Below are 21,720 nucleotides of genomic sequence, written 5' to 3'. Positions count from 1 at the left end.
TCCTTCTCAGTTGTGCCAGGTCGCGGAGTCGGGGCCGGGCCAGATATCGGTGAGCCTGTCGACCAGCCACTGTCCGCGGTCGTCGATCGCTGCGGTGTCCCAGCTTTCCTGCTCGGCCAGCCAGGCGTTGAGCAGCAGCCGGCTGTGCCGGTTCAGGGCAGCACGCTTGGTGGCCCAGGGAGCGTTCGACATGGCCGAGTTCAGTGATCCGGCGACGATCGTGAGGTTCCCGAGCCGGTGGACGCGGGCGTCTCGGGCCGTGGTGATCGCCTCGTGGTCCGCGCTGCTCGTATCCGCGTCGACCGGCCAATGCTGGTCCCACTGCTGGGGCATCAGGTGTTCGAGGGAGAGGTCCGAAACCTGTGCCACGACATCGGTCTTGCGCGAGTCCAGGCTCGATTCGACTGCGGAGAACGCCATGATCAGACGCTTGCGGCTGATGTAGTCGTAGACGTCGCGGGTTCGCAGAAAGGTGGAGAACTCGCCGTCACCGGGCCAGCGGGTCGCGTATCCCTCGCCTGCTGCGAGGACGGCGAGGAGTGCGGTGTCGGCGTGGGCCGGGTCCGCCTTGATGGCCGCGATCATCCGGGGCACGATGCGGTTGTAGTTCTGGGTGGTCAACCGCATGAGTGCCCGCCGCGCGAGGAAGGACTCCAGGATGCGGAGCGCACGTCGACGAACATTCAGGGTGATCTCGGGGGTGCGAAACAGGAGCAGGACCACGGGTAACGCAGTTCCTGCTCCCAGCGGTTCGAGTCGCGCGATGAAGTCGCCTTCGACGGTTCCTGTTTGGAAGTCGTCGAAGGACCGCATGACGGCGGCGTCTTTGCAGAGCTCACGGAGCAGTGCCTCGGCGTCGATGCCGGGTTGCAAGATGCTCTGCCGGAACGTTGCGAAGAGTTCGGTGGCGGGGATGACGCGTTCGAGCTTCATCGCGAGCCAGTGCATCAGGAAGTGTTCTCCGACAGGGCGGTTCAAACGCCCCTGCCGGCGAACGGCACGCCAGTAGTCGTCCTCCAGGGCGGGCTTCCACAGGTTGTCGTACAGGTCGTCGGTGTCGCGGTGTTGACGCGACGCCTCCCGGAAGACGGCGTTCTTCACCAGGTCGAGGGCGAGGAGCGGCGTGCCGCGAGCATTGAGTGTCTCGAAGATGACCTGGGCGTTGTCGTTGGGCTCCAACGTGATCGAGACGACCTTGAGGAGGTCGCTTAAGGTGATCCGAAGACGTTCTGCGCGGTCGAACAGCGCGCCGTCCTCGGACGGAGTGTCGTCGTCAGCGCCGGCCAGGTACTCGGCAACCCGGTTGACGAAGTAGTCGTACGCCTCGTCGATCCGATTGTTCGGATCGTCCTCGCGGTCGTCGGTGGGGCCCGCTGGCGCCATGACCGCGGCGAACGAGTCGCGATTGGCGTTGGTCGGCCAGACCTTGAAGCGTTCGATCCCCTTGGACTTGCGCTCGTTGTTGGAGATCAGGTCACGCAGGAGGGCGGCGTCGTCGTCGGCACCGGCATTGCTCATCGCATTGGCCGTGGCAGCGATGAGCAGCTGCATGGTGGTCAGTCGCTGCTGTCCGTCGATCACCGTGTACTGCGGGATCTTTCCCGGTGCCGTCGGTTCCTGGTCGAGGACGATCGCACCGAGGAAGTGGGTGGGGAAAGACGCGTCGCCGGACTCCTGGTGCGCGAGGAGCGCGCTCACGTCATCCCACAGCGGTGCCAGCTGCTCGTCTTCAGTCCACACGTACGGGCGCTGGTAGAGCGGGACGATGTAGCGGACGTCGCGCTCGAACAACTGTTGAACGGTGTGGGTTTCGGGCTTCACTGGCTCAGGCCTCCGTATCGTGTGGTGCTTCAGGTGAGTTTGCAGGACGCGACACCACGAACTCTCGGTTCGGACACGTTGGTCGCGGGCTTCCGGAGCGATTGACGGAGCCGGTGCCGGCGGTGACGAGCTCCAGCTGTGGACGCTGGTGGAACGTGCTGGAGAGGCGTTCGAACGCGGCGGCCTGGTGGCCGTAGGGGGTGAATCCCGTTGGCCACCAGTCCAGGTGCATCCTCCAGTTCCCACCCGCCGGGGCGAACGGCAGGCGAAGGCGCACGTAGCGGTCTTTGAACATGCCGGTGTCGGGGTGTCCAACGAAGTCCGACAGGACGCCCTGCGCGTCGGGGTCGGTGAGGGCGAACGTGGTCGCGAGGTAGTCGGTCAGGCCCTCGCGCAGGTGGTTGGCCTGGAGGGTGGGAAGGACATCCCCCATAGTCGACTTCTCCTCGGTACGTTAGCATTTGTCACCCGCCGACTGGCGGTGGTCTCGTGGACGGTCAGGGCGGCATTGATATGCGTTTTGGGACATCCGCGTCGAATAGGTGCGGCGTGCTGGGGGAAGCGGAAAGTCCGCTGGGTGTCTTTCCTGTCGCTGACTGACGGCCACCAAGTACGTCCCGCTGTTCTCCGGTGAGGCGCTCTTCAGAGACGCGAACCTCTCAGATTGACGATGAAGTTCGGTGACCACGCCTATGGTCCGGCCACCACCTTTTCGGCGAACTCAGAAAAGATTGCCGCATTTGCTCGTTTGGTGGACGCTACAATGTTCCGGAAGGACGTTACGTGACTCTTGACAACCTCGCGCCGCCGTACCCCGCCGTCGTCAAATGCGGGGCCAAGCTGAGAGGCTGCGAAGGGAAGTAATGTATCCACAAGCGGCAGCCAGTAATCGGCCGCTGTTGCCGGACTGACCGACCGCCCGAAGGAGAGCGAAAAAGCGTTCGGGACGGCACGGCCAAGATATACTTCGGCAGCGTTAGCGATCGCGGCGACAAGGAGATAGAGTGATCCGCGTCTCCTTAGGTACTCGAGTGCCTCCCGGTCGTCTGAGGTTTGATTCCCGGCTTTGAGTGCATTGAGGTCCGCCTTCCTCTCGGCGACTGCCAACCACAACGAGTAACAGAAAACAATGTGTTCCGCGGTAGTGTGGTCTGAAAAGAATCTGACGTAAACGCTGTCCTTGTTCCAGATGCTCGCCAGATCGTGGTATGCGGTGGTGGGGTCCTGATGGAATGCTGCCAATGACTGTGCTGCAGTGTCTGATGGAATGAGGTTCGAAGGTTTCCTGGCTCGGTCCTCGCTCCCACCCCGTCGAGCTCCGAGGTAGGTAGAATCCGGAATTTTCTTGAACTCTTCTCGAAGTCTGCTTTGGACTCGGTCCCCGCTACGAAAATCGGATGGCTTGATTTGATTTTGGGAATTGTTGTAGCGAATGATGTCTTCAATAAGGTTTCGATTTGAGGACTGCACGAATCGGATCATCACGCGCGCGTCGCCGAGTCGATCTCGGTCGACGCGCGCTAGTGAGCCAGTAGTTTGAGCGCCGTTTACTACTGCTATTCCGGAGACTTGCAGCTTTCGGCTTCGCTTGTTGTGGTCGAATCCGTTGACCAGCGCTGTGACGCCGTTGTTAAAGGCCCAAAATCTTCCGGGGGTGTCCTTTGCGGTCTGCTCGATTCCGAAATTGATGTTCTGGGCTGACCTCCTTCGAGGCATATACCCGCGTACGTTTGCCGAGAAGAGGCGATCGGAGTGTTCTTCGTATAGTTTGTGCAGCCAGGTGGCCGGAACCGACGTACACACTGCCGTCCATTCGTCGCCCGATTCGGTAATCCAGTCTCCTGCTGGCACCCGAATCGTGTCGGTGACGAGTATTGGGTTCTTCTTGCTCGTATACCAATCGCTGAGGGTATTTCGGCCGACTTCGAGGTAGCGAACCTCCACTTTCTGGTCAGGATATTGCTGCACAAGAATCGCGCTCGCGGTTCGTGCCGCGCGCTCAAGTTCGTCGGATACGTTCGTTGATTCTGGAAGATTGTGGGAATACCACAGCTCGATGGAGTCGACTTCTCCGCTCTCAATAGAATCGTGGAGCTCCTCTGCGGCGGTGCGAAGGCTGGCACCGAGGTCATCAGGGCGCTGGTTGCCAAGTATCCAAGTCGCCGCTATTCCGAGGTCTGCGGCCTTGTTTGCAGAGGCTTCAGGCTTGGTGTGGTCTTTGGAAAAGTACCCTTGAGCGAGGATTGCCGTTTTGGATTCGGCGTCAATGAATACCAAGTCGCACTTTCTGTCGCGCGAACCGTCCGTAATGGAAGTGGCGGCTACCGCGGCGATATCCTCGATGTCAAACCTCAACTCAAGTGCGAAGAGTAGGAGGCTGTTGGGTTCGAACTGGCGGAGGTCGTCGCGGCCCTGAAACGCTTGAAGTGCTTCCGTCGTCATAGGTTCCTCCGTGATTGATGTGCAGTCGAGATTGCTAGAAAGTGGTCGTAGGCGAGCTTCATGTCGCGTTCGCGGTTGACTCCGGCGAAAGGCTCCAGGTATGTGACGCCGTCGACGGTGAGGCCGGCCGGGTTGAGGGAGCCCTTCTTGCGGAACTCGGACGCGAGCTTTGTGGGGAGCTGGCGGCCGGTCGCATCGTACAGGGCTTCGTGCTCGTACTTCTGAAGTACCGGGAACTGGGTGCGGTAGATCGTCAGAAGATCGTCGGCCGTTATGCCTAGCATGATCGCGACGATCGCGTCGATCTCCACGAGGGCTTGACGACGGTCGGTAGCGCGGCGCAGTGGAGTTGTCCACTCCCATTTGGGGCCGATGTCACCCAGCGGCGGGCGGGCGGCATATTCGAAGCCAACACCGGGCACCCACGAATCGCCCTGCCAGGCATCGTTGTACAGGTCCTCCCACAGTGGCGCGTAAGGGGCGACGAGGCAGTTGAGGCGGAGGATACGCAGGATGAGGTGGTCTTCGAGTGGGTGGTTACGGATGTGTGGGATGCGCCGAATGGCCCCTTGGTTCAACTCCGTGATACCAGCGGCCTTGATGAAGAAGTCAATGGGAAGGGACGCCCAGAACCCTGCGCTGACGGCAAGGTCTGTATGAGTGGCGATATTGCTCGTGAGTACGCCGTGGATATGGCAGGGTCCGGGTGGTACAACCGCAGATTGTAGTGTCCGGACTGTTGTTAAGTCGGCCATTCGGCGCCAGGCGAGGCGGAATGATGATGTACTGGGGTCGTCATGCCACTTCGGGTAGGCTGCGATGTACTCGTTGTAAGGCTTGGCTACCTGGTAGTTGGTCCGAGGGATGAATTCGGCTGCGATGCTGTCAAGATCAATTCTGGCAAATAGGTGTTCGCGGCCTTTCGTTACGTCGGGTTGCTGGAATAGTGGATTGGCCACGGTGAGATGGCGGCCTTGCAGAATGACATTGTCCCAGCGGTCAGGTGTTTTGAGCTGTGACTCAAAGAACCCGAGCCTCCGGTCTGCGGATTCGTGCCATCCCGCGGTCCACTCGAAATCGATATCGCCGAGGCGCGGCGTGTAGGCGATCTTGGCAAGTACGCTTGCGCTTGCCGTGTTTACTGGATACAGCATTCGAGCTTTGGCCACTGGCGTTCCCGGTTCATCGATCAGCGTGGCCCACGTTGCGAGCTGGGTGTCGGTGACCTTGATGACACGTTCGGCGTGGGGCCGTTGATCCCAATCGCCGTTGCTATCTTTCACGCCCGGAGCCTGACCCGATCCATCATGTAGAAGGGATCGAGTTACAGTATCCGGATGATAGAGCGAGGCCGCCTGCAAGAAGCAGATGTCCGACTCAACGCCGTACACGTGGACGGCATACGGTCTGGTGTGCTGAATCTCGTTGAACAGCTTCAGCTCATTTCGGAAAAGCCAATGCCGCCGGAGACGCCGATACGCCGCGTGGCGGAGACCATCTGCCCTGAGTTCAGTGAAGTGGCTGTCAGGGTGGATAAGGCTGACGATCCCAACAGCTGAGGCCGATGTCCACGTTCGCTCCATGAAACAGCGATACAGGTCTGGCTGCAGGCCTGCAAGAACGGGGCGGTCGACGCCAGATCCGAGGTTTTCCTTGAGCCCGGACTGCTCGGATCGCTCGTTGAGGAACGCGGCCAGTGCGCTTGGGCTACTCAGCGTGGATGCGCGCTTGGTGCGTTTGATGGCCTCGGCCGGCTTGTCCGTCAGCTGCCACCACGGATCGAACTCGGCGAGTATGGCCGCCTCGTCCCAGTCGGGCCGGACCCACGGCGGGTTACCGACCTGCAGGTCGAAGCCGCCTCGCGCGAACACCGGCGCGAAGTCGAGTTCCCAATGGAAGAATCCCTGCCGCTCGGCGATCTCCTGGGCGACTGCCAACCACGGGAACTGGTGGTAGGCGTGGCCGACCGCCGTCGCACGGGACAGGAGCAGATCGTTGTCCTCGGCGAACCCGAGCTCCTGCCAGCTGGTGTCGCGTCCGATACTCAGCTGGCCGCGACGCTCGGCGGCGGTTTCCTTCACGGGCACGCCGAGGATGGCCTCGAGGCCGCCGACCCACTGATCCCAGTCCGGCGGCTCGATGGCTGTGGTGAGCGGCCACGACCAGATCGCGCACCACGCGTCCATCACACGGCGCAGACGCTGGTAGGCGCCGTTCGGGTCGCTCAGGACCGTCTCGATCTCCTCCCGCGTCACCGCCGGGGTGTGCTCCATCGGATCCGAACCCCACAGGTGGATGTCGCGGCGGATCTCCGCTTCGGCGATGGTCAAGCGGCGCAGGGTGAACTCCCACAGCGTCTCCACGCGTTGCGCCAGCGCCTGCAGTCGTTTGACGATCGCCTTGCTCGGCGACTTGCGGATCTCGTTGCGCCACAGACGCAACTCCTCACGCTTGTCCGGTGCGTAGGTCTTGGCCTCGGCGGTATCGATCACCGCGCCCCAGCCCTGCGAGGGGAGCAGGAAGTGGTGGATTCCGGCGCCGATCTGGTTTCGACTGAGCTCAACCGGCGGGGTTCGACCGGGCTCTACCGGCGAGTGAAGTGGTACGTCCTGCGCCGGAGTCTTCAGCCACTGCTTTTTGGTCAGCAGGCTGGGCGCGTACACCGAGCGGCGCGCACCGATCAGCGAGTTGCCGCGGCGCAGATGCAGGCCGAACCAGGGCGCCTGCAGGCCGGCGACCATGGTGTCGAGCCACAGCGAGATCTCCGCCAACTCCACCGCGGTGGCATTGAGGTCCACGCCGTACACCTGGTGCAGCGCGATGTGCGCCTTCACCTTCTGCAACTCCACCGGATACTGGTCGGCGTCGATCAGCTCGCCCAGCTCCTCCTGCTTGCGCTTGAGATACTCGGCGGCCAGCTGGCGGACCGCCTCGATCGCGAACGCGCCCGAACCGAGGGCCGGCTCGCAGATGGTCAGCTGCAGGATCTGATCCGGCGTGGTCCGCTCGTCGTTCTGGTCCAGAAGTTCTTCGAGTGCCTGCGAGACGACGAACTTGGTCAGCACCTCCGGCGTGTAGTACGACGCCGACTGCTGGCGTTCGCGGCCGGCGAGCCGGAACACAAACGTGCCCTTGCGGTGCAGGACCGGCTTCTCCTCGCCGGTCGCCTCATCCACCACGCGAACGAAGTCCTTCTCGTCCAGATGGTCGGAGCGATCCACCGGGACCACCCACGACCCCTTCTCCGGATTCCCGTTCTTGGCGACCTCGTACAGGTCCTCCTCGGCGAAGAACCCGGTGTAGCTCATCAGACCCTCGTACACCGCGCCCAACTGGTTGATGCCCAGCTCCGCATAGGAGATGAAACCGCGGTCGGCGCCCTTGCGGCCCTTCGATTCCTTCGACAGCAGCAGATGCTCCAGCACCCGCTGCGTGGCCTCGTTGCCCAGCCCCACCTCGTCGATCAGGGCAGTGGCTTCGGGCTTGAACAGGTCCGCGCGCAACGGCTGGAACTCCAGACCCGGCGCCGGATCATCGGGATCGTTGTCGCGGACGGCGGGCGTGTGGCCGCGGTCCACGAGGCGAAACAGAGTCGCCAGCGACTCGTAGAGGTGGGTGCCGGTGCGAGCCTGCTCGGAGACCAGTTCGGTGAGGGTCAGCTCCCGCAGCCGGTCCAGCCCGTAGCCCTCCTCGTATTCGGCGGCGCCGGTGGGCAGCACCCGCATCTCGGGGGACGCCTCCGCATACAGCAGGAACAAGATCCGGTACAGGAACCGCAGCGAATGCTTCGCCAGATCCTGCCCGTCGATCCCGTCGAGCGGCAGCCCCTTCGCCGCACGGCGCCTGACCACCTCGTTGGCGATGATCTCGATGGACAGCCGGATGCCCTCGCGCAGATCCTTCGACACACCGACGGTGTGCTTGACCGAATCCTCCAGCACATCCGTCCACCAGATGTTGCCGTCCGCGTCGGGCAGCAGGGCCTGCGTGCCGAACATCGCGGCGACACGGTCGATCTCGCCGCCCTTCGCCTCGTGGCGCCGTTCGGCCACCACGAGCAGGTCGACGGCCAGGTAGCGGCCCTCCGCCCAGCGCTCGGCCTCGGCGAGCAGCAGCCACTGCCCGGCCTGCACCACCACAAACGACGGCGGCGCATCCGAACGGAACGCTGCCGAAACCGCCTTCGACACCGACTCGATGGGCTTGCCGTCCTCCTCCGCGGGAGTGATCAGCAGGCCGGCGTCGGGATCGAGCACATCCTCGATCGAGGCGACCGGAACCGCTTGCAGGAAGAGCACACTCGCGACGCCGTCGATCTGGGCGTCGCGGATCTCAAGCTCAGAGCCGGCGCGTTCCGCGGTGAACGTCGTGAGCCCCGCCGGATAGCCGAACGCCGCCCGCACCAGCGCGTGCGCCTCGGGTGCGGCGTCGGGGTTCTCCGCCAGCCCGGCCAGTGCGGTCTGCAGATCCGTGGTCGCGGCGAGCAGCCGGTCGCGGACCGTCGCCCGCCCTTCCTTCTTCTCGGCGTCCCAGCTCTTACGCAGCTCGAGCACCTTGCCGTGGAACGACTCCTTCGCCGAATCGGTGGTGAAGTAGTGCTCACTGATCCAGTCCTCGCCGATGATGATGGAATCGAAAGACGCCACGACTACTGGTCCTTTCCGGGAACGATCAGCAACAGCGGACGCACCAACTGCTGGGTCGGGGCGAGGGATTCGGCGAGCCGCTGCTCCTCGGTGATCCGGCGCGACAGGGTGTCGACCTTCTTGCGTTGACCGCCGACCAGTTCAAGCTGTTCGGCGCCGGTGTGCCAGCGGTCCGCGCGGCGCCGCCACCGGTCCAGGCGTTCGGTCGCCGCCGCCTCCTGAGCGTCGAGCACCATCTGCATCGCCGTCGTCGCCTCGTCCACGGCGATCGGGATCAGCTCGCGGTAACGGTCGGCGTCGGCGACCGGCCCGGGATTGGCGGACCCCGGCCGCAGACCCGTGTCGGTGGTGAGGAAGTCGAGGTCTGCTCGCGTCTCCACCACGCAGAAGTCCGCGTTGTCGGGGTTCGGAAACTCGGCCGTCGAAAACACGCGCGAGACCAGTTGCCCGCGCCGGTTCATCAGCGTGCCCATCAGCAGGACCGTCGGGGCGTCCACGTCGCCGCGGATCACGAAGATCTGGTTGCGTCCCAGCGCGCTGAGCGCGCGGTCGCTGGCCCAGTCGAGCACCGGGTGCAACGGGCCCAGGAAGTGCGCCTCCGGCCACGTGGACCCCGCCACCCCCTTGCCTTCCCGGGCCGCGGCCAGCTGGGTGTTGCCGACCTCCGGGGAGGTGGCGAGAGTGAGGCGCTCGAGCACCTTGCCCTGCTGCAGGTAGTTCTGCGGCAGCTGCCCGAGCCGCTGGCGCAGGTCACGCGGCGGCGTGAGCTCGGCGATCGCATGGTTGGCGTGCACCGTCCAGCCCACGCCGCCGGACTCGATGTTCGCGTGCGGCACGTCGTGGAAGGCGGCCTTGAGCGCCTCGTCGAGGAAGGTGAGGTCGTCGGGGTACAGGCTCTGGCGGGCCGCCTGCGGCAGCGCCGCTTCCGGGGCGTCGTCTGTGGTCTCCTCCAGGTCGAACTGCGCGAAGAACGCGTCGAGGTCGTCGCCGGCGGCCACGTCGTCGACGTCACGGATCTGTTCGTCGAGGGTGGACTTGCCGAGCAGGACGTCGCGGATCGCGGTCTCCTCGTCGGCCACCGAATGCTTACCCATCAGCGACGCGACGTCACCGAGGGTCCCGTGCGCCAGGTTCTCCCGCTCCAACAGCCGGGAAAGTACCCGCAGGTCGCCGGAGAACTCAGGATCGGAGGGCTCCAGAATCAACGAGGAGATGACCGGCGGATGCTGCTGGCCATACCGGTCGATGCGGCCATTGCGCTGCTCGATGCGGATCAGTGACCACGGGATGTCGTAGTGGATCAGGTGATGGCACTGCGCGTGCAGGTTCACCCCCTCCGAGGCCACGTCGCCGGTCACCAGCACCCGGATCGGAGACGTCTCCAGCTTGAAGCTGTCGACGATCTCCTGCTGCTCCACGTCGGAGAGCCCGCCATGGAGCATGGCGACGTTCTCGGGCCGCAGCCCCAGCTGCTTCGGGAGGTGCTCGGTGAGCCACCTGAGCGTCGCCACGCGCTCGGCGAAGACCACCGCGCGGGTGGCCGACTGCTTACCGACGCCGATCTCCTTGAGGCGCCGGACGAGGGCGGCCTGCTTTCCGGCGTCGTCGGTCAGCGCCTCGGCGTTGAGCTGCTCGAGGGTGGTGAGCGCCGCCAGCTCGGCGGCCTGCTCGGGGTTGGTGCTGCTCAGTTTCGCGCGACGCTGCTTGACCGATTCGGCCAGGGCGGCGGGGGACGACAGGAACGCTTTGGCCAACGTCCACGGGAACAGTGCCTTGGTCTGGCCCGAGTAGGGAGAGGTGCCGGAACTCGGATGCAGCCACGTCCGCGACAATTCCCGGGCGACGGCATCTTCGGCGGGCGACGGAGTCACCAGAAGATGGACCGGTTCGGCACGCTCGGCCCAATCGCTGCCGACCTCGGCGGCCACCTCGCGATGATGGCGATGCCGGCGAATCAGCAGTGACGCCACGTCCTCTTTGGTAAAAGTCCCGTCGGGGGCGACCGCCGTGGGATCGAGTAGCCGCAGCAGTTCGGCGAATGACTCCTCGCGCCCATTGTGCGGGGTTGCCGACGCCAAGATCAGGGCCTCGGTATTCGGGGCGAGTACCCGAGCGAGGTCGTTGTTCTGGGTGCCGGCATTGGTGAGATTATGTGATTCGTCAATCACCACCGCATCCCAGGTCTGGCGTTGCAGATGAGCCTTATAGGGGCCTTGACCCCGCGGGTTGGACACGCTTGATCCTGGTCTCGGACCAGGGAAAGCGAGAAGATCTAACCCGATGGCAAAGAAAAATTACTCCGAAGAGTTCCGCCGCGACGCAGTCGAGCTGTACCGCGACACCGGCGGCGCGACCGTAGCCGGGATCGCCGCCGATCTCGGCGTATCCCACGGCTCCCTGACCACATGGCTGAGAAATGCGGGTATCCCGATCCGCAGACCCGCCGCCACCGCTCCGGGGCCCGGCACCGGCGAGACACCCGAGCAGGAAGCCGCCAGGCTCCGCGCCGAGGTCGCACACCTACGCGCGGAGAAAACCAAGCTCGAAACCGAACGAGACATCCTGCGGTCGGCGGCAAAATATTTCGCCGGAGAGACGAACTGGTGAACCGCTTCCAGTTCGTCGCAGACCACTCCGACACCTACCCGGTGAAGCGGTTGTGCCAGGTCATCGATATCGCCCGCTCGTCGTACTACGCATGGATCAACGCCGCCGAGAAACGAGCCGCCCGGGCCGCAGCCGACGCTGAACTCGCCGACAAGATCCGCGCCGTCCACACGGTGGACAACACCTACGGGCGGCCCCGGATCACCGCCGAGATCAATCACGGACAACCCGCCGACCAGCGGATCAATCACAAACGGATCGCACGGATCATGCGCGCCAACAACATCGAGGGCCTGCGACTGCGCCGAAAACACCGCACCACCATCGCCGAACCAGCCGACACTCCGTCGCCGGACCTGCTCAACCGTGATTTCACCGCGATCGCACCGAATACCCGATACGTCGGTGACATCACGTATCTGCCATGCGGGGACAATGAGTTCTTGTATTTGGCCACGGTGATCGACTGCTTCTCCCGCCGCCTGGTGGGCTGGTCGATCGCCGAGCACATGCGTACCGAACTCGTCGAAGATGCCTTAGGTGCCGCAGCACTGACCCGCGGCGGTCTTGCCGGTGCAGTGTTCCACGCCGATCGCGGAAGTCAATACACCTCAAAGGGTTTCGCGATGATCTGCGCGAAGTTGGGTGTTGCGCAATCGATGGGAGCGGTGGGCACGAGCGCGGACAATGCCCTGGCCGAGTCGTTCAATGCGACACTCAAACGCGAAACGCTGCAAGGCGCAGCCCGCTGGGAATCGCCCCGGGCGGCAAGGCTCGCGGTGTTCCGGTGGATCACCCGCTACAACACCCGACGCCGGCACTCGTACTGCAACTATCTCAGCCCTGCCGACTACGAAAACGCTCACACATCCGATAGCCTGCAGAAAGCCGCGTAATCACAAACCCCGTGTCCAGTTTCCGGGGTCAAGGCCCGTCTGGCGTTGCAGATGAGCCTTATAGCGCGGACTTTTCAGGGTATCGATCGAGATGATCGCGCGCTTGAAATAGGTGAACGGGTTCCGGGTGGCCGGCAGCTTCTGACGTACCTTCTGGATGCCCGCCGAGTCGAGCCGGACGAAGGGGAGGGCGAATCGGCACCACAGCTCGTGCTGCATCTGCTCGAGCACATGCTTGGGCGTGACGATGAGGATCCGCTCGCCCCGTCCGCGGCGGACGAGCTCGGAGAGGACCATGCCGATTTCGAGCGTCTTACCCAGCCCGACGGCGTCGGCGATCAAGATCCGCGGCCGAATGTGCTGGGGGGCAAGGGCTTTGGCCACTGCTGCGCGTTGATAGCCGAGCGAGTCGGCGAGCATCTGGGTAGACACGGTGAGGGTCTGATCGCCATACGGGAATGGGGTCTTGCGCAGCAGCGACTCCAGCCACAGCCGCGAGTCGCGGTACCCGGACGACGCGTCGGCGACCACCTGCGCGTCCCGGGGATCGAGGACTTCGATGCCGTCCAGGCTCGAGTAGAAGCTCGCCGTGGTGTCCGCGACCAGTTCCGAGAGTCCGCGTGCCCGAACCAGCCAGCCGTCCGAGCCCTGTTCGGCCGATGTGACCAGCCATTCCTCGTCCCGCACCACCACGATCGAGCCGGGTGCGACGTTGAGTTCGGGTCGTGCGGGCATGGGCTGACAGTCTCCTCAGAAGTACTCGTCGGATCTTCAACCTAGCCGACGGCCGGGAGTGGACCAGACATGGGTGGTTCGAGTGCGTCATGAGGTTTGTCGGTGGTGTATGACACAGTCGATTCGTCGCGAGTGAGCCTGGCGGGAGAGAGGTTGTTGATGTCGTCGTTTCTGAAGAACCGCGCTGAGGAGGAGAACTTTCGCCTTGCGCGTGAGCTGGAGAGGGAAGAGCTCTTCTTCGAACTGAATCTCGACGAGGATGCGATCCTCCGTTCCCAAGACCTGTTCGGGCAGATCGCGCGCAGCGACCTGCGGACCCTCGGTCACACGGGGTTCATCAAGAGGTACCCGGCGCTCACTCTAGTGGCGCTGCTCGGCCACGCCGGCGTTGCGTATGATCACGGAACCTTCTGGGAAACCTTCTGGGACGCCACCGCATTGGACCCCGATCCAGATTTCGCCATCGCCCTGCGCCATCAGTTGTACTACCTGCTCTACAAATTCCGTATGCGCACCTTCCCGGAGCTCTTGACTGAGAGCAAGTACGTCATGGCGATGGCGCTGCACGCCGGTATTCCTGTCAACTGCCTCGGCGACCTCGTTGACGTGATCGAAGACCATATCCGGAAGGGACGTGATCCATCCGGCGTCGCGGTACTTGAATGGTTGGCAGAGCCTGGCATGGAGTACCGCTTGAACAGGTTGGATGTCCCGGTACGCAATTTCCTGCAGCTCGGCGGACGTATTGCAGTCGATATCCTCGACCGTGTCGTCGAGTTTCTGATCTTCACCTTGGAGAACCCCGAACCGTGGAACGACTTGACGCTCGACACATCGACGACTGGCCTGCCGACTCTCGTCCTTGACGGTCTCATCGCCAGACTCAAAGTCCAGCCGTTCGGCGCGGATGTCGATAGGGGAGCAGCTCGGCTCCGGCATCGGCCGCGGCCGGTCGTCTCGTACTCGATGGAGGACGACCAGGTGATGGTCGGTGTCCCCTATCCCAGTCAGCGAGGCGACCTGCCGTGGAAGGTCACGGTCGCTGGTGCCACTCGCGAGGTCTATGCCGAGCGACCCTGGGGTTTGGCGCAGGGCGAGGAGGTGCCGCCCACTCCAATGGCTGTCACGGCGCCCGCCCGGGAAGTGTTGATGCGACACGAGGCCTCAGGCGACCACCATCGCGTGGCCGTCGTCGATACCGCCGACCCGATGCTGCTGTTCACGCCCGGTGGACGGCTGGTCAAGAGCCGTGCTTCGTTGCCTCGGGGGGAGGTATTGGCGCTGGTCCCCAAGGACGGAACCGTCGTCGACGCACTGACGGGCGAGGAGTTGGGCACGGAAGGTGACCGCAGTCCGATGGGGTGGCACGGTTGGAAGGCGCGGCTTGTTGACCTGTCGTCGCATGATTCCATTCAGCTCCGACGAGGCAACACCCCGACTGGATCAATTCGTGGAGTGCGTTCGGTGGGTTCCCCTCGGATCGATCTCGGTGATCCCGTTGTAGGTCTGCGTAGCGCGGAAGGCATAAGGGTTTACGCGCAAAGGCCGGAGGTTACCCTGCCTGCGCACATCGGCACGGAACCGTTGACATGGCGCGTCCGGGTTCGAGAATCTGGCCAATCGCTCTGGCTAGCGGATTCCGAGTGGGAATCGGACACTGTGGAGTCCGTGCTCGACCCGTTCGACGGTATCGCTCCGGGATTGCTGGGCCTGTATGAAATCTGGATCAACGGCCCAGTGGGCTCGGACCTGCGGTATTCCGTTTTCCTGGCGGAGGGCGTCGAGGTCGAGTACGGAGACTCGTTCCGCACGCCGGTGAGCGGCGGACTCAGCGAAGCTATCGCGGCGGTGACGTGCACCGAACCGTTGACAACGGATTGCGAGTGGATTGAGTTCGGAGTAGATGACCGAGACAGTGCGATTCGGATCGATGCTGGTGGGCATGGCTATCGCATGATCTTGACGCCGCCGTACTTCGAGGCCCGCGTCGACACGCTTGGCACACCCGCCGAATGGCGCACGTCAGCGAAGGTGCTTGCGCCCGCCGATCTGGAAGGCCACGCGGTGGTCGCGGCACGAGTTCCCGGCAATGTGTCGGTGAGTATCGCGTTGCTCGACGATTCCGGTGCCATTGTGCAGGAGGAGTATCCGGAAGTCCCGGCCGACAATGTCTTTCAAGTTCCCACGCGCGCCTTTGTCGATACTGCGCGGCGAGTCGGCGCATGCCGACTCGTCGCACTGATAGACGAAGAGGCCAAGATCCACACCGTCACTATCGCGCATATCCGTCCGGCCCGTCTGTGCGAATCAGTCGAACTGCGTGAGCGGACGCTCGTGTTCAGCGGTCTCGCTGAGGAGGAGGACCTGGCGGTCTGGGTATGGGCGGTGACAGCACCCTGGCGCCCAGTCGCCCGACTGTCAATCGCTGACAAGCGGGCCGTGCTGCCAGATGACCTACACGAGTCAGGCGACCTCATCGTCCAGGTCTTTGTCGACGATCCGTGGGTCACGGTTACCAGGCCGAGTACTCCCGACCTCGCTGCGGCCATGCGGGTCGCCCAGCACGGCTGGGTAGTCGGTGACCATCCCGCGGTCGACGACCTCGCGCAGTTTCTCGCAGGTGAGGCAAGCGTGCCACTGGCGCCGGCGGCCGTACCCGGCGCTTGGGAGGCACTCGCGATGCTCGGCTTCGCGGCGACGGACGCCGAGAGCCGACGGGTCCGGGAAGGGCTGCTGAAAATTCTGGCGCGGCATCCGCGCGCGGCCCTCGAGGCTCTGGGCAACAGCACCATCTCCCCTGCGAAGAAGATGGCATTGCTGATCCGGATACGCTTGATCGACAGGCCGTACTCAGCGAGCGACACCCGCAACGATCTTCATCCTGACCCATGGGTGGGCTGCATGGTAGAGATCTCCGATTTGCCATCGCTGTATGCGCGTCGACGAGCGGTCGTGACCGAGCGCTCCGAGACTCTCGGGTATCTCACGGCACAGGGCGGTGCTGCTCTGCTTACGCTGCTTCAGGAGGGGCGACTCACGAATCCAACCGCTGGGATCGTCGACGCTGTCGCGGTCTCAATGGACGAGAGGAGTGAGGAAGAAATTGACCGAGTATATGAGGCGGTCCAGCTGGTTCCGGGGGCGCTCTTGGACGTCGATTCGCGAGTCAGCGCTGTGGCGAACGCCTTTCGGTTGCGTTCGGCGTGGAGCCGCGATCCTGCCTGCGAGGAGTTGGCCCGCCACGCCAGCCGTGCATTGATGGACGTGAAGTCCGCTGCTCCGGCCCTGTTTGACCTCATCGCCGCGCGAGACGAGGTGCTGCACGGAATCGATGTCGGCGAACGTCCCTGGGCGCTGCTGTCGGTGCAGTCGCTCATCTTTGCCGCGGTGGTGCGTCTCGATGCGCGCGGTGAGTTCGAAAAGTCGCCAGTGACTCCAGCTGCGCGTGCTGCGTGGGCTACGTTCGCTGAATACTTCCCAGACCTCGTCGCCACTGACATTCTCATCGCCGATGCTGCCGTCACTTATCTAGTGCATGGCGACTTGATTGGAGAACCCGCATGACCGACCGCCTCAACCCGCTCGCTGCCAGCGCGGGAATTGAAGCCAGCTACAAGCGTTACTTGAAGACTTTGCTTGCTCCGCGAGATCCGCGCCTCGCCGCCGCCTTCGGTGCCGCGATCGATAGATCGACGCTTTTGACGAAAGGGCCGATGCTGGAACTGACACCCCCGTATGCACCTGGCGCGTCGCTTTCTGAGCTCGTGGAGGAGGGTGTACTACATCGTGATTTCCGGCTTCTCGAGAGCGATGCGTTGCCGATGGAGCGAGCGCTGTATCGGCATCAGGAACGTGCGATTCGGAAATTAGTGGCCGGACGGAATCTGGTCGTCAGCACGGGCACCGGATCAGGTAAGACTGAAAGCTTTATGCTGCCGATCCTCAATTCGCTTATTGAGGAACGCGCCGCCGGATCCCTCGGCCCGGGGGTGCGGGCGCTGCTTCTGTATCCGATGAACGCTCTGGCCAACGACCAACTCAAGCGTCTCCGCACGCTGTTGGCGGCGATGCCCGACATCACCTTCGGTCGCTATACCGGCGAAACCAAAGAGCACGCAGATGAGGCCGAAGCGATATTCAAAGCGATGCATCTTGGGCAGGCGCGGCTTCCGAACGAGCTTCTCAGTCGCGAGGAGATGAGAGCAAATCCACCTCATATCCTGTTGACCAACTATGCGATGCTTGAGTATCTGTTGTTGCGGCCTAAAGACATCGACCTGTTCGATGGTGAGCACGTAGACACGTGGAAGTTCATTGCGCTCGATGAGGCGCACGTCTACGACGGAGCGCAAGGATCCGAAGTGGCGCTATTGCTACGGCGCCTGCGGGAACGAGTGGCGCGGGGTCGACAGCTGCAATGTATAGCGACGTCAGCGTCGTTGACAGGCCGGACACCTGAGACCCAGGGGTTGGAAGCCGCTACATTTGCCAGTCACCTGTTCGATGTCCCGTTCGACTACGTGGACGATGACGACCAACGTCAGGACTTGGTCACGGCAACGCGACAGGAGTGGCGCGAACCACCGACCTGGACGCTCACGGCTGACCAATTGCTGGAGCTTGCGGCTGACGATGCGGATCTGGCCCTGCTCGACGAGCACGGAGTGGACCATGCTCATGCCTTGCGCGCAGAGAGCACGATTGCTGATCTCACTTCCATCCTGTCACGAGGCCCCGTTGCAGTCAGTGACCTCGAGGCGCAGTTTTGGCCGGGAGATGACGCAGCGGCCGCCAAGCTCGAGGCGCTCGTTGCACTCGGGTCGAAAGTCCATGACAGCAGCGGCAATCCGGTGCTATCGGCGCGGTATCACATGTTCGTCCGAGCCACCGAAGGCTCCTACGTCGCGTTCGCGGACGCGGGGCCGAAGGTCTTCCTCGGTCGTCACTTGCAGGACCCGGAGACGGGCCGCGCGGTGTTCGAGTTCGGCACGTGTACCCGGTGCGGGGCTGTTCATCTCGCAGGCGAGGTCACCACAGAGAACGGGCTCCGGTACTTCCGCCCGGTATTGAAGGACTCTCGCGTCAAGTGGCTCGTGATCACGGATGCGGATGAGGTAGGGCTGCTTGATGAGGACGAACTCACACTGTCGGATGGCGTCGATACGGATGCGACCACGGGCGTCGGTCACCTTTGTACTGGCTGTGGTGCACTGACGAACGGTCCATGTCAGTCGGCCGCGTGCCCGGGCGGGCCGGTACTTCGCGTTCGCGAGCATCCACAGACCACACGCGTGATGAGCAAGTGCACCGAATGCGGTGCGCGAGCGCGCCAGGTGATCCGTCGACTGCGAACTGACGTCAATGCAGCGCCAGCGGTCATCACCACGGCCTTGTACCAGCACCTTCCTCCGGCATCGGACGAGACAGTCGAGCAAGTGGGCGAGGGCCGCAAGTTGTTGATGTTCTCCGACTCTCGACAGGCCGCGGCGTTCGCGGCTCCCTATCTTGATAAGACTTACGGACGGATGCTTCATCGTCGTTATCTCACGCAAGCGATCACGGATCCGAAGTATATTGATGAAGCCCTTTCTGCCGAGGATCTTGCTGCACTCGCCATGAAGAAGGCGAAGCAGGCTCAGTACTTCCCCGAGTCGGCGACGCGTCTCGAGATCGAGCGTGTGGTTAACCCGTGGGTGATGGCGGAACTGATGGCCATCGATCAACGTCAGTCACTCGAAGGGCTGGGTCTGATGCGGGTGTCTATGCTGCGCAGCAGGGCAGAACTGCCGCGTGCGTGGTTCAGTCTTGGATTGAGCGAGAACGAATGCTGGGCGTTGCTGGAAGAGTTGCTTAAGACCGTTCGCCTTCAGGGCGCCATAACCCTGCTTGACGAGGTCGACATCAAGTTGGAGATCTTCGAGCCTCGCAGTACCCTTGTGCGGATTCGGTCGATGGATTCAGACGCCAAGAATCGGATCATCAGCTGGCTTCCCGGAGGACGTCCGGGCACCACAAATAATCGGATCATGTTCATTCGCAAGGTTCTTGCAGAACTCGGCTCTGATGTCGACGCGGGGAAGGTGCTGAACAGCTGTTGGAAGTTCCTTCTCGATAACAAGTACCTCAAGCTTACCCCCGACAAGTTCGCCGGCGACGTCTACCAGGTGGACCACACGAAGTTGCGAATTCGATCCGGAACGGACGCTAATTGGTTTCTTTGTGGATCGTGCCGTCGCCTGACAGTGAACAACGTTCGCGACATTTGCCCCCATGGGCCGTGCGACGGCTCACTGATGGCTTTCGGGATCCCGGACATTCACGATGACGCGAACCACTATCGGAACGTATATCGCACCATGAACCCAGTGCCTTTGTCGGCTCAGGAACACACCGCGCAGTGGGCGTCGGAGGCGGCGGCCAGGGTTCAGAAGGATTTCATCGATGGCAGAGTGAACGTATTGTCGTGCTCGACCACCTTCGAGCTCGGAGTCGATGTTGGCGACCTGCAGTCGGTGGTGCTTCGGAATATGCCGCCGAAGACCGCGAACTATGTTCAGCGTGCGGGGCGAGCGGGCCGCCGCGCATCGTCCGCAGCGCTGGTGCTCACCTATGCGAAGCGTAGCTCGCACGACTTGTCCAAGTATCAGAATCCGGAATCCATGATCGCAGGTGAAATGCGGATTCCGTGGATCCCAATCGACAACGAGCGCATTGGGCGGCGGCACGCGCATTCGGTGGCGCTGGCGGCCTACTTCAGACATCGATACGAGAACGATGGACTAACGTGGCGACATGCGGGCGACTTCTTCACCCAGGCAGAAGGTCAGGATTCGCCTGCGGCGCAGGTTCGAGAGTTTCTTACGCCGGTCCCTGCAAACGTTCAGAGTGCACTTGTAGACGTTCTTCCATCCGACGTGGCCGCGGCGATCGGTGTCCTGGATGGCACGTGGGTCGGCGAGCTCTGCGAACTGCTCGCTATCGCCGAGCAGGATATTCGCGGCGAAATCGATACATTTCGGAAGCTCATTGAGGAGGCGAAGGCTGAAGACCGCCTAACACTTGGTGGACGCCTCCAGAAGACGCTGAAAACAATCGAGGAACGGCAGCTTCTCGGCTATCTGGCGAATAAGAACATTTTGCCTAAGTACGGGTTCCCGGTGGACACCGTCGAGTTGCGGACTGCGCACTGCGCGGAAGACGTGGGTGGGCGGCTAGAACTGGCGCGAGACCTCTCACAGGCGATATACGACTACGCACCGGGGAATCAGGTGGTGGCCGGCGGCAAGCTTTGGACGTCGCGGGGACTGCACAAGCTACCCAAGCGTGAGTTGGTTGAGTTCCAATACCGAGTTTGTGGAGTCTGCGAGCAATTCCAGTGCGCCACTGTTCTTGACGCGTCCGAGCTGTGTCCGAGTTGCGATGAGCCGTTCGGCGCCATCCGCACGTTTGTCGTACCAGAGTTTGGGTTCGTCGCTGACCGCAAGGCGGAGGAGGTGAAGCCGGAGCCGCCAGCACGCAATTGGGGTGGCGCGACCTACGTCGAAGATATCGGCGACGTCATCGACACGTTCACCTGGGAGTCGACGGGTGTGCAAGCCAGAGCCGGAACCCGTGCCAAAATGGCCGTGATCTCCACCGGAGGTGGTCGAGGGTTCTCACTGTGCCGGTGGTGCGGCTGGGCTGAGCCGGCGCCCAATGGGAAGCCGTCGTCGAAGCGTGCGCACAAGCGGCCGGCGACCGGGTCCGATTGTGCCGGCTCCACGTATCTGGTGTCGCTCGCGCACCGCTATGAGACCGATGTCGCCGAGTTCACTTTCGAGGCCGTCAGTTACGACAAGGACTCCGAATCACATTGGCTGTCGGTGCTGTATGCCTTGCTCGAGGGGGCATCGGAAGCTCTTGAGATCAGTAGGGATGACATCGACGGCACTCTCTCGTGGAGCAAAGACGGCAAACGCAGCATCGTTTTGTTCGATACGGTGCCCGGGGGAGCGGGCGCGTCGAAGAAGATCGCCGAGAACCTGCAGCGCGTCGTCAGGTTCGCGGTGGATCGCGTGAGTCGGTGCGACTGTGGTGAGGAGACGTCGTGTTACGGCTGTCTGCGGTCGTACCGCAACGACCGGCATCACGATCGTCTTTCGCGTGCCGGAGCTCTGGCGATATTCAACGAGCTGAGGATTGAAGGCGTCCGAGACGCGGTTGACGGACCGTGGGGACAGACTCTCACGCACACGTCGAGTTCCGTGACTGAGCTGTTTGCTGAACTTGCCACGCTTGGCGTCGCTAAGCCTCAGATCGGAATCGACATCGGTGAGTACTACTGGCCTGCCGAGGCCTTGTGGACGGAGTCGCGGGTCGTCCTCGTCGAGGGTGAAGATGATGATCGTGACGCGGCGTTGGCCGCCGACGGATACAAGGTGTATCGCGTGGCGGATACCGTCGCCGACCAATTAGCCGAAGCGGTTGGAAACACGGTCTGATCGCACGGCATCGGCCGGGCACGATGAGTGACAACGGGCGAGCCACCTGAGGCCTTTGCTGTACTTGGACTTCGTGGCCTTCTTCCGGAAGAT

7 protein-coding genes and 2 pseudogenes are annotated in these 21,720 nt (G+C 62.9%); 3 read left to right on the top strand and 6 right to left on the bottom strand.

Annotated features, from left to right (window positions below):
* Positions 1–6: 6 nt before the first annotated feature.
* The 5 genes and pseudogenes from P5P27_RS12810 to P5P27_RS12790 all read right to left on the bottom strand — a co-directional run.
* Positions 7–1,821, bottom strand: a complete 1,815-nt coding sequence (locus P5P27_RS12810) for a DUF262 domain-containing protein (protein ID WP_006897844.1) — start codon at positions 1,819–1,821, stop codon at positions 7–9.
* Positions 1,822–1,825: 4 nt separating this feature from the next.
* Entirely contained in the window at positions 1,826–2,254 is a 429-nt protein-coding gene (locus P5P27_RS12805) for a hypothetical protein (RefSeq protein ID WP_278124272.1), read from the bottom strand.
* 257 nt (positions 2,255–2,511) lie between these two features.
* On the bottom strand, positions 2,512–4,263 hold the full coding sequence (locus tag P5P27_RS12800; RefSeq protein ID WP_222111563.1) for an AIPR family protein: 1,752 nt from the start codon (positions 4,261–4,263) through the stop codon (positions 2,512–2,514).
* Complete coding sequence (locus P5P27_RS12795) at positions 4,260–8,909, bottom strand: DNA methyltransferase (RefSeq protein ID WP_222111564.1); 4,650 nt, start codon at positions 8,907–8,909, stop codon at positions 4,260–4,262. The genes P5P27_RS12800 and P5P27_RS12795 overlap by 4 nt, the downstream gene beginning before the upstream one ends.
* A gap of 2 nt (positions 8,910–8,911) precedes the next feature.
* Positions 8,912–11,116: pseudogene (locus P5P27_RS12790) on the bottom strand (helicase-related protein); the annotation flags it as partial.
* Between the two features lie 73 nt (positions 11,117–11,189).
* On the opposite strand from P5P27_RS12790, the gene P5P27_RS12785 reads away from it, so the two are divergent.
* Positions 11,190–12,412 (top strand): IS3 family transposase gene (locus P5P27_RS12785; RefSeq protein WP_085950748.1). Its coding sequence is split into 2 segments (ribosomal slippage): positions 11,190–11,496 and positions 11,496–12,412, totalling 1,224 coding nucleotides; the frame shifts between segments, so codons are not numbered across the junction.
* Between the two features lie 39 nt (positions 12,413–12,451).
* Here the strand turns inward: P5P27_RS12785 and P5P27_RS12780 are convergent.
* A pseudogene (locus P5P27_RS12780) lies at positions 12,452–13,147 on the bottom strand (DEAD/DEAH box helicase family protein); the annotation flags it as partial.
* 105 nt (positions 13,148–13,252) lie between these two features.
* Here P5P27_RS12780 and P5P27_RS12775 point away from each other — a divergent pair.
* Complete coding sequence (locus P5P27_RS12775; RefSeq protein WP_278124269.1) at positions 13,253–16,711, top strand: hypothetical protein; 3,459 nt, start codon at positions 13,253–13,255, stop codon at positions 16,709–16,711.
* Positions 16,708–21,627 (top strand): DEAD/DEAH box helicase, encoded by a 4,920-nt coding sequence (locus tag P5P27_RS12770; protein WP_278124267.1) that lies wholly within the window; start codon positions 16,708–16,710, stop codon positions 21,625–21,627. The genes P5P27_RS12775 and P5P27_RS12770 overlap by 4 nt, the downstream gene beginning before the upstream one ends.
* The last annotated feature ends 93 nt before the right edge of the window (positions 21,628–21,720 follow it).

Source organism: Gordonia sihwensis (assembly GCF_029632925.1).
GTDB classification, from domain to species: Bacteria; Actinomycetota; Actinomycetes; order Mycobacteriales; family Mycobacteriaceae; genus Gordonia; species Gordonia sihwensis.
The sequence above is the reverse complement of the archived record's forward strand: the minus strand, read 5'-3'. Positions and strand labels throughout refer to the sequence as shown.